The 13,066-nt window shown below is 67.2% G+C and carries 8 protein-coding genes; 4 read left to right on the top strand and 4 right to left on the bottom strand.

The genetic code is table 11. The features are described from left to right. Positions 1-15: 15 nt before the first annotated feature. Together E1261_RS20040 and E1261_RS20035 are read right to left on the bottom strand one after the other, a co-directional pair. On the bottom strand, positions 16-1,206 hold the full coding sequence (locus tag E1261_RS20040) for an RNA polymerase sigma factor (RefSeq protein ID WP_132408602.1): 1,191 nt from the start codon (positions 1,204-1,206) through the stop codon (positions 16-18). Next, positions 1,203-1,541: a YciI family protein gene (locus E1261_RS20035; RefSeq protein WP_132408600.1), complete on the bottom strand. Its 339-nt coding sequence runs from the start codon at positions 1,539-1,541 to the stop codon at positions 1,203-1,205. Before E1261_RS20035 ends, E1261_RS20040 begins: the two co-directional genes overlap by 4 nt. A gap of 84 nt (positions 1,542-1,625) precedes the next feature. Here E1261_RS20035 and zwf point away from each other — a divergent pair, with 84 nt between their 5' ends. Next, on the top strand, positions 1,626-3,122 hold the full coding sequence (gene zwf / locus E1261_RS20030; RefSeq protein WP_132408598.1) for a glucose-6-phosphate dehydrogenase: 1,497 nt from the start codon (positions 1,626-1,628) through the stop codon (positions 3,120-3,122). On the opposite strand, the gene E1261_RS20025 is transcribed toward zwf, so the two are convergent. Continuing rightward, positions 3,119-3,862: an MBL fold metallo-hydrolase gene (locus tag E1261_RS20025; protein ID WP_202874862.1), complete on the bottom strand. Its 744-nt coding sequence runs from the start codon at positions 3,860-3,862 to the stop codon at positions 3,119-3,121. The two genes, zwf and E1261_RS20025, sit on opposite strands and share 4 nt — an antisense overlap. A 64-nt stretch (positions 3,863-3,926) precedes the next feature. Here E1261_RS20025 and ligA point away from each other — a divergent pair, with 64 nt between their 5' ends. After that, positions 3,927-5,918: an NAD-dependent DNA ligase LigA gene (gene ligA, locus E1261_RS20020; protein WP_132408594.1), complete on the top strand. Its 1,992-nt coding sequence runs from the start codon at positions 3,927-3,929 to the stop codon at positions 5,916-5,918. 352 nt (positions 5,919-6,270) lie between these two features. Here ligA and E1261_RS20015 read toward each other — a convergent pair whose 3' ends face one another. Further along, positions 6,271-8,928 carry a glycoside hydrolase family 9 protein gene (locus tag E1261_RS20015; RefSeq protein WP_132408592.1) on the bottom strand — a complete coding sequence of 886 codons (2,658 nt, stop codon included), beginning with the start codon at positions 8,926-8,928 and terminating at the stop codon, positions 6,271-6,273. 234 nt (positions 8,929-9,162) lie between these two features. Between E1261_RS20015 and E1261_RS20010 the strand changes: the two genes are divergently transcribed. Then, on the top strand, positions 9,163-11,190 hold the full coding sequence (locus E1261_RS20010; protein WP_202874861.1) for a cellulase family glycosylhydrolase: 2,028 nt from the start codon (positions 9,163-9,165) through the stop codon (positions 11,188-11,190). Further along, the gene (locus E1261_RS20005; RefSeq protein ID WP_132408588.1) at positions 11,187-12,809 is read left to right on the top strand and encodes a glycoside hydrolase family 27 protein; all 1,623 of its coding nucleotides are present in this window, start codon (positions 11,187-11,189) and stop codon (positions 12,807-12,809) included. Before E1261_RS20010 ends, E1261_RS20005 begins: the two co-directional genes overlap by 4 nt. Positions 12,810-13,066 lie beyond the last annotated feature (257 nt).

Raw genomic sequence — 13,066 nt, 5'->3', positions numbered from 1 at the left:
CCACCGACGAACAGGTCAGCTCTGGACGGACACCTCGGCCAGACGCTTCTCCAGGTAGCTCCGGTCGGCGTCTGTCGTGGCCAGCTCGGCCGCCTCTCGGTAGGCCGCGGCTGCTTCGGTACGGCGGTCGAGTCGGCGCAGGAAGTCAGCCCGTGCGGCCGGGAGCAGGTGGTAACCGGCCAGCGACCCCGCGGCGAGCTGATCGACCAGTGCGAGTCCGACAGCAGGTCCGTCCGCCATACCGATCGCCACTGCGCGATTGAGTGCGACAACCGGAGTCTGGGGGAGTTGTGCATAGAGCCCAGCGATCTGCGGCCAGTCGGTGTCGGCTGCGGTCCGGGCGATCGCATGACATGCGGCTATCGCGGCCTGCACCTGGTACGGGCCCGGACTGCGCCGCTGCAGCGTGCGGTCGAGCAGGTGCTCGGCCTCGGTGATCAGTGCGCTGTCCCAGCGCGTTCTGTCCTGCTCGTCCAGTGTGATGAGGACACCGTCGGGGGAGAGCCGAGTGCTGCGCCGAGAGTCGTGGAAGAGCATCAGCGCAAGCAGTCCGGCCGCCTCCGGCTCATCCGGCATGAGCTGAACGAGCAGTCTGGCCAGCCGAATGCCCTCCTCGGTCAGAGTGCCGCGGGTGACATCGGAGTACCCCTCGTTGAAGAGCAGATAGAGCACCGCGAGTACGGCGGGAGTCCGCTCGGGCAGGAGATGCGCCGGCGGGACGCGGTACGGGATTCCGGCGTTCTGGATCTTCTGCTTGGCCCGGGTGAGCCGCTTCGACATGGTGGTCTCGCCGACGAGGAACGCGCGCGCGATTTCCGCCGTACTGAGTCCTGCCAGCGTCCGCAACGTCAGCGCGACCCGCGCCTCCATGGCCAACGCCGGGTGGCAGCAGGTGAACATCAACCGCAGTCGATCGTCCGGTACGTCGTACGCGGGCGTCTCGGGTTCGTACGTCATCGCAGCGACCTCCTGCAGCTTGGCAGCCCCGACCGCCTCGCGGCGGAGCCAGTCGATCGCGCGGTTGCGCGCAGTGGTCGTCAGCCAGGCACCCGGCTTGTCCGGTACGCCGTCGCGCGGCCAGCGCTCGAGAGCCGCAGCGCACGCCTCTTGGGCGCACTCCTCGGCCAGCTCCCAGTTCCCGGTCATCCGGATCAGCGTGGCGACCACCTGGCCCCACTCCGCCCGGAAGACCTCGGCGTACGTCACACCACCCCGGGCGGCGGTTCCAGCACCGGGCGGATCTCGATGGTGCCGTAGCTCGCGGCCGGGTGCTTGGCGGCGATCTCGATCGCCTCGTCCAGGTCCGCGCAGTCGATCAGCACGAAGCCACCGATCTGCTCCTTCGTCTCCGCGAACGGACCGTCGGTGAGCAGCAGTTCGTTCTCACGGACGCGCACGGTGGTTGCTTCGGTGGGCGGATACAGACCGGCACCTCCGGTCACCACGCCCCGCTCCACCATCTCCTCGGACCAGCCGCCACAACCGTCGTTGGCATGCTCCGCGGCGCTCTCGTCACCGGCGATCATCAGCAGGTACTTCACAGTCGTCCTCCAAGTTCTTTTCGCACCCGAACAGTTCACCGACGAACGCCTTTGCCGGAAACAGACACGACCTACACTGCGTCTATGCCTGACCGTACCCAGACCATCGCGTACCCGGCACCCGGATCGCGGCCGTCACGACGGGACGAGGAGCCCTTGGCGCCGCACGTCATCGTGCTGTTCGGTGCCACCGGTGACCTGGCCAAGCGCAAGCTGCTCCCCGGTCTGGCGTATCTGCAGCAGTCCAAGTTCGCACCCGACGTACGGATCATCGGGTCGGCCACCGAGGACCTGACCGTGGACGAGTTCCGGGAGCGCGCCCGGCAGGCGGTGGAGACGTACGGGACGCACCGGATGAGCGACGAGGAGTGGGCGCAGTTCGCGAACCGCCTCGACTACGTGTCGGTGTCGGCCGGGCCGGAGGCACTGGCCGCAACGGTCCACGCCGCCGAGGAGTTGCTCGGTGCGGGCGTCTGCCGGTTGCACTACCTGTCGGTGCCGCCGAAGGCCGCGCAGGCCGTGATCGCGATGCTCCGCGACGCCGGACTGGTCGAGCGGGCCCGGGTGGTGATGGAGAAGCCGTTCGGCGACGACCTGACCAGTGCCATCGAGCTGAACGACTTCGTCCACGAGACCTTCGACGAGGCGCAGGTCTTCCGGATCGACCACTTCCTCGGCAAGGAAGCGGCGCTGAACATCCTCGCCTTCCGGTTCGCCAACGGGTTGTTCGAGCCGATCTGGAACCGCAACCACATCGACCACGTGCAGATCGACATCCCCGAGGAGCTCGGGCTCGACCAGCGCGCCACCTTCTACGAGCCGACCGGCGCGTTCAAGGACATGGTCGTCACGCACCTCATGCAGGTGATGTCGTTCGTCGCGATGGAACCGCCGACCGCCCTGGAGCCGCGGGCGATCTCGGAGGAGAAGAACAAGGTCTTCCGGTCGATGCTGCCGATCCAGTCGACCGACGTGGTCCGCGGCCAGTACTCCGGGTACCGCAACGAGGAGGGCGTCGCGCCGGACTCGGACACCGAGACGTTCATCGCGCTCAAGGTCGAGATCGACAACTGGCGCTGGGCCGGCGTGCCGTTCTTCCTGCGCACCGGCAAGCGGATGGCACAGGGTCAGCGGATCATCTCGATCGCCTTCAAGGAGGCGCCGAAGACGATGTTCCCGACCGGTTTCGGGGCCGAGGGCCCGGACCACCTGACCTTCGACCTGGCGGATTCGTCCCGGGTCTCGCTGTCCTTCTACGGCAAGCGGCCCGGGCCGGGGATGCGGCTGGAGAAGCTGTCGATGCAGTTCTCGACGCAGGAGACCAAGAGCGCCGGTGACGTCCTGGAGGCCTACGAGCGGCTGATCCTGGACGCCATGCGCGGCGACCACACGCTCTTCACGACCGCCGAGGGCATCGAGTCACTGTGGGAGCGGTCGGCGCACCTGCTGGAGGACCCGCCGCCGGTCAAGCCGTACCAGCCCGGCACCTGGGGCCCGAACGCCATTCACCAGCTGATCGCGCCGCGTGCCTGGCGGCTGCCGTTCGAGCGCGAGTGGCGCGAGAACAACCACAAGCCCTAGGCGTGTACGGCGGCCACTGCCTCGCGGATCGGACCGCGGTGCAGTCCGCCGTGGCCGGGCAGTACGACGTCCGCGTCCAGATCCACCAGGGGCTTGAGTGCCGCGAGCAGATCGGTGGGATCGCCGTGCTGGAACAGCGGCGGGATCAACTGCGGACCCACGGCCCGCACAACCTTGTGCCCAGTCACCAGTGCGTCTCCGGTGATCACCGCACCAGCCTGTGGGACGTAGTACGCCGAGTGGCCCGCAGTGTGCCCGTGCGTCGGCACTGGCACCGGCTTGCCGGGTAGATCCAGGGCGCCGTCAGTTGGGAACGCCTGGACGTGCGGAGCAGCCACGTCCTGCAGAGCGCGGTTCCGGATGATAGCGACAGCCCAGGGCAGCACGCGCGGTCGCCACAGGTTGCTGATCAGCTTGGCCGGGGTGAGCTGGTCCAGGTAGTCCCGGTGCGCGTGGCCGACCTCAGCGGGATCGGCGTACGTCGGAATGCCGTAGCGACTGTGGAACGGCTGCACCGCACCCACGTGGTCGGCATGGGCGTGGGTCAGCAGCACGGCCTGCACGTCCTCGGGGCGCAGTCCGATGGCCCGGATCGAAGCCTCCACGTCGTCGATGTCGCCGGGGTAGCCGCCGTCGATCAGAGTCAGGTTGGACCCGTCCCGGAGCAACACCCAGTTCACCAACGAGCCTTGGACGAAGAAGACGTTGTCCGCTGCTTCCACCACGCTGCTGTCGTTCACGCGCTTGATGGTACGGGGCCTGATGCTACGAAATTGTCCCCAGTGACCGGTAACGTCCGGTGGTGTGAACGTCGAAGAACGCATTCAGGAGCTGGCCGGCCGGATCGTCGAGCTGCGCGACGCGTACTACCAGGGATCCCCGGTGGTCGCGGACGCGGAGTACGACGCGATCGAGGACGAGCTGCGCACCCTGATCGCCGCGAACCCGGAGCTGACGCCGGAGCCGAATCCGCTGGACCAGGTGGGTGCGCCGGCCGTGCTGCACGCGCCGATCCGGCATTCGCGGCCGATGCTGTCGCTGGAGAAGGCGACGAAGCCGGAGCAGGTCGAGGCGTTCTTCAGCCGGTTCCCGGGGCAGCCTGTCGTGGTGATGCCGAAGCTGGACGGGTTGTCGCTGGCGCTGGTCTACGAGGACGGCCGGTTCGCCCGTGCGATCACCCGCGGCGACGGGACCACGGGCGACGACGTGACGCCGTTGGTGCGGGCCCTGGCCGACGGCGTACCGCATCAGATCGACGCACCGGGTCGCGTGGAGGTGCGAGGCGAGGCGGTGATGCTGCGGTCGACGTTCGTGGCGTACAACCAGGCCCACCCGGACAAGCCGCTCATCAACCCGCGTAACGCGGCGGCCGGCACGCTGCGGGCGAAGGACCCGGCCACCGTGTCCGAGCGGCGGCTTCAGTTCCTCGCGTTCGACCTGCAGACCGATCCGGACAGCACCGAGGCTGATCTGGAGCGCGGGCTCAAAACACTCGGCTTCACTGCCGCTGACATGAAGCACTGCTCCGACGCCGCTTCGGCGCAGGAAGTGATCACCGGGATCGAGCGGCAGCGCAACGAGCTCGACTACGACCTGGACGGCGCCGTACTGCGGCTTGCGGATCGTGACGCGTATGCCGCGGCCGGGACGCGGTCGAGCTCGCCGCGTGGCGCGCTGGCGTTCAAGTTCGCGGCCGAGGAGAAGACGACGATCCTGCTGGAGGTCCGCTGGGACGTTGGTAAGACCGGAAAGATCGCCCCGGTCGCCTGGCTCGAGCCAGTCTTCGTCGGCGGGACGACGGTCACCCGCGCGACGCTGGCGAACCAGGAGGTCATCAAGGCCCGCGGCATCAAGATCGGTGACACCGTGCTGGTCCGCCGAGCCGGGGACGTGATCCCGTTCGTGGCCGGCGTGCTGGACGCATCCCGCCGTACCGGGGCCGAGATCGACATCGTGCCGCCGACCAACTGCCCGTCGTGTGACGAACCCTTGACTGAGCAGGGCAACAGCCGCGAGCTCTTCTGCACGAACGTCGCCTGCCCGGCCCAGACCGTGCGCCGCCTGATCCACTGGGCGTCGCGCGCCGCCGCGGACATCGACGCCATCGGCGGGGTCTGGATCGAGCGCCTCGCCGAGGCCGGCATCCTCGAGAACCCCTCCGACTTCTACGGCCTCACCAAGGAACGCCTGCTCGAGTTCGACCGCGTCGGCGAAGTCTCCGCCACCCGCATGATCGACTCCATCGAGACCAGCAAGCAGGTCGGCCTCCGCCGAGCGCTCATCGGCCTGGCCATCCCGATGGCCTCCGAAGGGACGGCGGCGCGGTTGTGCCGGGCCGGCTTCCCGTCACTGGAAGCAGTCCTCGAAGCCGGCGAAGAAGGTCTGGTCGCCGTCGACGACATCGGCGCCAAGGTCGCAGCCTCCCTCGTCGCTCACCTGAGCCGCCTCCAGCCCGAGCTGGAACGCCTCCGCGCCGCCGGCGTCTCCCTCGACGTCCGCGACGAAGACCTCCCGCCGGTCGTAGCAGCAGGCGCGCCACTAGCAGGCAAGACAGTCGTCGTCACCGGCTCCATCTCCGACCCCCGCACCGGCGAAAAGGTAGCCCGCCCAGCCTTCCAACGCCTGTGTGAGAAGGCCGGAGCCACCATCGCCTCCTCCGTCTCCGCCAGCACCGACTACCTCATCACCGGCGCCGACGTAGGCGCCGCCAAGATCACCAAGGCCGAGAAACTCGAAGTAGAGGTCGTCGACCAGTCCGAGATCTGGAAGCAACTCCTGGAAGCCGGCGTCGCCTGACCCAGAGCTCGACACCCCAGGCCGGTCAGTCAAGGGTTCTCCACACGACTCGGTACGACGTTGAGCACGGTTCAACCATGCGCGCGGCCCGAATGTGGTTGAGGGGTGCCCAAGGTGAGCCGGCCGGGCGACCTTGAGCACGGTTCGACCATGCCGGCGGCTGCCAAATGGTTGGTGGATGCTCAAGGTGGCTCGTGGCCCGAGGCTGCCCGGAAAATGAGGGGATCTCCCCTGAGGTTGCCGGTTCTCCCCTCAAAATCTGAACGGAGAAGGGTCAACTTCAACGGATAGCCCCTCAAATTTCGGGTGGCCGGCGGCCGGGGCGGGGAACGGGATATCGCAGGGCGAGGCGTTAACCGACCGTGGGCTCGATGCCCCAGGCGAGGGTGGGGCCGGAGTAGGCGGTTACTCGGTCGAAGTCGGTGAGGGTGTTGCTCACTCGGTAGCTGTGGTCGTCGGATTGGTTGAAGGGGGACCAGTCGGACTTCGCTACGCGGAACTGGATGTCGCCGGTGGTGGCGCCGGGGGCGAGGGTGCCTGCGGTGAAGGTGACCTCGAGGTAGGCGTCCGCGCCGGTGCGGGCGGTGGTCAGTTTGACGACGCGGGCGGTGAGGTTCGCGCATCCGACTTGGGCCCAGTCGCACCACACCTGGTAGGTGGGCGAAGGAGCGTCGCCGGTGAACCAGTACCGCAGAGACACGGTGGACAGGCCGACGCTCGTCGTACCGCGGTTGGACAGCTGCAGCGTGGCTCCGATCTGACCCGACGTGGCTGCCGACGAGCCCTTGTGCTGTACGGCGAGGGTGCTGGCCGGCGTCTGCGTGGTGCGCACTGTGACTGGGGCAGACGCGCCCGACACGTTGCCGGAGGCATCTTTAGCGCGGACCGAGAAGGTGTAGGAGGTGTCCGGTGTCAGACCGGTGACCTGCAGGTTCGTCGTGGTGGTGGAGCCGACGACTGTGGTGCCGTTGAGCACGTCGTAGCCGGCGACACCCACGTTGTCGGTGGACGCGGTCCACCTCAGGGTGACGCTGCTGCCGGTCACGGCCGAGGCCGTGAGCTGAGTGGGCGTGGTGGGCGGCTCACTGTCGGCAATGCCGCTCGGCTCGACGCCCCAGACCAGCTTGCTGCCCTGACGCAGCACGATCCGTTCTGTCTGAGCCACTGCGTTGCCGGTGCCCAGTCCGACGGCAGACCAGTCGTTGGCCGGGTCCCAGGTACCCGCGCTGGTGATGCGGAACTGGACCTCCTTGCGGTACGCCGACTGCCCGGCCGGCGTCACCCCGGTGCAGGGGATCTCCACGTAGTACGTCGAACCGCTGTGCTGGATCGGAGCGGTCGGCGTACCGCACTGGTTGTAGTTGGTGGTCACACTGATCTGGCTCGGAGTAGTGGTGCCATCGAGGGTGAAGTAGTAGCGCAGTGTCCCGTTGAACGTCCTGGCGGGCCACGCGGTCTTGTTGAGCACGAAGGCCTTGATCTCGCTGAACTGAGCACCGGACTGGTTCACCGACGCCTGCACGGTCAGCTCCGGGCCGTCCGGAGTTTCCGCCACTGGGAAGTTCGCTAGTGGAGTGCCGCCGTACTCCTTGTACAGTCGGGCGACCGCACCGGTGAAGCCGGCGTTGTAGTCGAGTGCGACCTCGTTCATCACGTAGTCGCTGCGGCTGTCGACGTAGGCATCGTCATTGCTCTTGGGGCCGCCGACCAGAGCGCCGTACAGGGTGTGCCTGCTGACTGTGGGCTCCTGGATGCTGTCGCTCCAGGACCCGTGCGCTGTGCGGTGGTGCGGATTGCGCGGCGGGTTGGCGCCGAAGCCTACGAGGTAGCTAGAGCTGCGCGGGTTGTCGCCGAGCGCGTAGTTGATCTGCCGTACGCCGAAGTCGTGATAGGTCCTGGCCCGTGCACTGTCCCGAGTGGCCAGCCAGTCGGAGTACACCAGGGCGGCGAACGAGGTGTTGGCCGCGTAGCGCAGGGAGCCCCAGGTGTCGAGCACTGCCTGGCCTCCGGGCGAGTAGCGGATCCGGTTGCCGTTGTAGCCGGTGGTCCAGTAGTCCAGCCAGCGGTTGGTGTCAGTGACGTACATCTGCTCACCGGTCAGCTTGGCCATCAGCACATAGGCGCCGTACGCCTTGTCATCCCAGGCAATCGTCCAGCGGTACGAGCGCTCGGAAGTCTGCGACTCCGTCGAGAGCTTCAGGTACTCCGCCTTGGCCTTGGTCAGGTAGACCGCGTCGCCGGTGGCGCGGTACAGCCAGATCGCGCCCCAGACCAGTTCGTCCTGGTAGCCGCTCCAGGAGTTGTAGAACTTGGCGGCATCGGTGATGCAGTCGCTGTACTTGCCGCGATAGGTGTCGGCAAAGGTGTAGAGCTGCTTCGCGTGCGTCACCAGAGTCGCCGCGTACGCAGGGTCGGAATCCTTGAACACCATCGAGGCCGAGGCCATCGTCGCCGCGTACTCACCCGCGAGGTCCGAGCCCGGGCACGTGGGGTCGACCTTGTACGACGGGCGTGCCATCGGCATGACTTCCGCCGAACCCCACCAGGCGTGGTCGGGGTCGCCGGCCCCGACCTGGCCGTAGACCACGTTCGGGGAGGGGTGCGCCTTGATGATCCAGTCGGTACCCCACCGCAGGTTCGCCAGGAGGGGCGTGAGCTGACCGGAGCCCACATAGGCGTCCCGGTTGTCCACCACACCCCAGGCCAGCATCGACATACTGAAGGCGAATGGCAGCCCGAACTTCACATGGTCGCCCGCATCGTAGAACCCGCCACTGAGATCGGTTCCGGTTCCGCTGCCGTCCTGCAGTGCCGAGTCGCCACGCCAGTTGACGCGATTGTCCGCCGGTAACTTGCCCGCGCGCTGCGCATCGTAGAACCAAACTGCCTTCTGCAGCGCCTCCGCATAGTTGAACGCTGGTGCCGCCGACGCACTTGGCGGGGGCAGGCCGATCAGGCCCGCAGACAGGACAACCAGCGCAGTGAACAGCCGCAAGATGCAACTTCGCATGTGAGCCTCCGAAGGGCGGTTCCGGACAGCGCAGTTCCGGGATGGGTTGCGGCAGCGTAGGTGGCCTGAAATGCGTTCGAGAAGGGCCTTAAACGTTTCGGACGCGATGCGCTCTTTACCGTTCGGTGGGAGCCGGTTACAGTTCGTGGACTTCGTGGGAGCGCTCCCAATGGCGCTGTCCGCCCCGACGCTGCGAGGACCCTCATGCAATCAAGAAGAATATTCAGAGGCAGAGTGGCTGCCGTACTGGCGGCCGTTGTCGCCACCTTCACCGCCGGTGCCGGTCTGACTGCGGTCGACGCCACCGCTACCACCGCTAGCACCACTACCACCGCTGCGCCGGCGGCGGCCGGGTGCAGCGTCTCGTACTCGGTGACGAGCCAGTGGCCGGGCGGCTTCAATGCCGACGTCGCCGTGACCAACCTCGGCGCACCGATCGACGGCTGGCAGCTGGTCTGGACCTGGCCGTCCGGACAGCGGACCACCCAGGCGTGGAACGCGACCATCACGACCTCTGGAACCCGGGCGACGGCCAAGAATGTCGGCTACAACGCGAGGATCGGCACGAATGCGAAGGTGTCCTTCGGATTCGGCGGAACCTGGACGGGGTCGAACCTGGTGCCGACCTCGTTCGAGCTGAACGGCGTTCTGTGTACCGGCAGCGGGAGCTCCGACGCGATGGCCACCGTCGCGGCGATGCAGCCGGGCTGGAACCTGGGGAACACGCTGGACTCGACCGGCAGTGACGAGACGTCCTGGGGCAACCCGCGGGTCACGGAAGCCTTGCTGGACCAGATCAAGGCGCAGGGCTTCAAGAGCATCCGCATCCCCGTCACGTGGAGCCAGCACCTGGGTACGGCGCCGAGCTATCCGATCGAGGCGGCGTACCTGACCCGCGTTCAAGAGGTCGTCGGCTGGGCGTTGGCGCGCGATCTGTACGTGATGATCAACCTTCATCACGATTCGTGGCAGTGGATCAACACCATGCCGACCGATCATGACGGCGTACTCGCTCGCTACAACGCAATCTGGACGCAACTGGCCGAAGCCTTCAAGACCTCCGGGCCGAAGCTGACGCTCGAGAGCGTCAACGAGCCGCAGTTCGCCAACAGCTCCGGGCAGGCGCAGGAGGTGCAGCTGCTCAATGAGCTGAACACCTCCTTCCGCGACATCGTGCGCCGATCGGGTGGCAACAACGCGACCCGCCTGCTTGTCCTGCCGACGCTGCACACCTCGTCCGACCAGGTACTGCTGGACGCGCTGGCGACCTCGATCCAGGGCTACAACGACCCCAACCTGATCGCGACCGTGCACTACTACGGCTACTGGCCGTTCAGCGTGAACGTTGCCGGCGGCACCCATTTCGACGCCACCGCCCAGAAGGACCTCACCGACTCGTTCGACCGGGTCCACACCACCTTCGTCGCGCGCGGCATCCCGGTGATCCTCGGCGAATACGGCCTGCTCGGCTTCGACCGGCACACCGGAACCATCCAGCAGGGCGAGAAGCTGAAGTTCTTCGAGCTCTTCGGTCACTACGCGCGCGCCAAGCAGCTCACCACGATGCTCTGGGACAACGGCCAGCATCTCGGCCGCACCTCGTTCCAGTGGAGCGATCCTGAGCTCATCGCGCAGATCAAGTCGAGCTGGACCACCCGCTCCGGTACGGCGTCGACGGACCAGGTGTTCAGCGCCAAGTCGACCGCGATCACGGCCAAAACGATCACCTTGAACCTCAACGGCACCTCGTTCACCGCCCTACGCCACGGCAGCACTGACCTGACCCGCGGGACCGACTACACGATCCAGGGTGACCAGCTCACCCTGACTGCGGCGTTGCTGACGAGGTTGAGCGGGTCCCGGGAGTACGGCACGAACGCAACCCTGTCCGCCCGCTTCTCCGCAGGTGTGCCCTGGCGGATCAACCTCATCACGTACGACGCGCCCGTGCTCAGCAACGCGGCCGGTACGACGAGCGCCTTCGCCATCCCCACCAGCTTCCGCGGCGACCTGCTGGCGACGATGGAGGCCAAGTACGACGACGGCACCAACGCCGGTCCGCACGACTGGACGCCGTACAAGGAGTTCGACCGCGCCTTCGCCCCCAACTACACCACCGGAGTCACCACGTTGACGCCGGACTTCTTCACCGCAGTCAGGGACAACGCGCGGGTGACGCTGACGTTCCACTACTGGAGCGGCACGAAGGTCACCTACTACGTCACCAAGTCAGGCACCACAGTCACCGGTACGACGGCATGAGGGCGGCGATCGGCGCCGTCGTACTGGCGATGCTCGCCGTCGTCGTACCCGGTCCGCCGGTGGCACAGGCTGCACCCGGCAGCCCGGCGCTCACCCCTCCGTTGGGCTGGAACAGCTGGAACAGCTTCGGCTGTGGCGGTGTCAACGAAACAGTGATCAGGCAGGCCGCGGACACGATGGTGTCGTCGGGGATGCGGGACGCGGGCTACCAGTACGTCGTCGTCGACGACTGCTGGTTCGATCCGCAGCGTGATGCGCAGGGCAACCTGCGGGCGCACCCGACGAAGTTTCCCAGCGGCATGAAGGCGCTGGGCGACTACATCCACGGCCGCGGCCTGAAGTTCGGGATCTACCAGGTGCCGACCGAGCGCACCTGTGCGCAGGGCGGTGGTGCGCATCCGGGCTCCACCGGCAGCATGGGCCACGAGGTGCAGGACGCGCGCTCGTTCGCGTCCTGGGGTGTGGATTACCTCAAGTACGACTGGTGTTCCTCGAGCGGCACGCGGGATCAGCAGGTCGCCCGGTTCACGATCATGCGCGACGCGCTGCGGGCGACCGGGCGGCCGATCGTGTACAGCATCAACCCGAACAGCTACCACGCACCCACGGGCGACAAGTACAACTGGGGTGAGGTCGCCGATCTGTGGCGCACCACCGAGGACCTGCTGGATATCTGGCAGAACGGCAACACCAACAGCTACCCGATGGGCGTCGGGAACGTCGTCGACGTCACCGCGCCCCTCGCCGTACAAGCTGGTCCAGGCCATTGGAACGACCCGGACATGTTGGTGGTCGGCCGCCCTGGCCTGACGCTAACCGAGTCCCGGTCGCACTTCGCGCTGTGGGCACTGATGGCGGCGCCTTTGATGGCGGGCAACGACATCCGCACCATGTCCGCCGATGTCAGTGCGATCCTGCGCAGTCCTCGATTGCTGGCGGTGAACCAGGACTCGCTGGGTGCGGGCGGGCGACGGGTGCGTGACGACGGTACGACGGAGGTGTTCGCCAAACCGTTGGCCGATGGCTCGGTCGCGGTCGGACTGTTCAACCGTGGCAACGCGACGGCGACCGTCTCGACCACGCCAGCACAGATCGGTTTGTCCGGCGGGTCGTTCACGCTGACCGACCTGTGGACGGGCGCCACGTCCAGCAGCACCGGGCAGCTCTCGGCCAGCGTTCCGGCGCACGGTGTTGCGGCGTACCGGGTCTCCGGCGGATCGCCGGTGGCGAGCACGACCTCCCGGCTGCGGGGCGCCGGCTCGGGCCGATGCCTCGACCTCGACAACTCGTCGACCGCGGCGGGTGCGCTCGCGGTGATCCGGGACTGCCATACCGCCGCGAGTCAGTCGTGGACGACGTGGCCCGGCGGCGAGATCCGGGTCTTCGGTGACAAGTGCCTGGACGCCGAGAACTCCGGTACCAGCAACGGCACCCGGGTGATCAGCTGGCCGTGCAACAACCAGAACAACCAGCAATGGACGCTCCGCTCCGACGGATCGATCGCGAACGCCCGGTCCGGACTGTGCCTCGACGTCAACCAGGCCGCCACGGCCAACGGGTCCCGCCTGATCCTCTGGACCTGCAACAACCAACCCAACCAGCAATGGACACGCACCTGATCTGAGCCACCGAGAAGGGGAGCCGGGGACCGGGCAGCTCGCCCGGTCCCCGGCGTTCGTCTCGGCCCTCCGCCAACGTCCGAACGATCGGAGGGCCGGCCTCCGGTTGTTCGGACGTTAGCTCCGGCTCTTGGTTAACGTCCGAAAGATCGGAGGGCCGGCCTCCGGTTGTTCGGACGTTAGCGGAACCTGCAGCGAGCGGGTCGCCGAATCCCCTTCCCCAAACCGGTTCGGGGAGGATCCGCGCCCCCGAAGAC

The sequence above is a fragment of the Kribbella albertanoniae genome, from assembly GCF_004348455.1.
In the GTDB taxonomy this organism is placed as follows: domain Bacteria; phylum Actinomycetota; class Actinomycetes; order Propionibacteriales; family Kribbellaceae; genus Kribbella; species Kribbella albertanoniae.
The sequence above is the reverse complement of the archived record's forward strand: the minus strand, read 5'-3'. Positions and strand labels throughout refer to the sequence as shown.

What these genes read in the sequence shown, in the direction of transcription:
- zwf (WP_132408598.1), top strand. Translation starts at nt 1,626, where the DNA reads ATGCCTGACCGTACCCAGACCATCGCGTACCCGGCACCCGGATCGCGG.
- E1261_RS20015 (WP_132408592.1), bottom strand. Translation starts at nt 8,928, where the DNA reads ATGCGAAGTTGCATCTTGCGGCTGTTCACTGCGCTGGTTGTCCTGTCT.
- E1261_RS20005 (WP_132408588.1), top strand. Translation starts at nt 11,187, where the DNA reads ATGAGGGCGGCGATCGGCGCCGTCGTACTGGCGATGCTCGCCGTCGTC.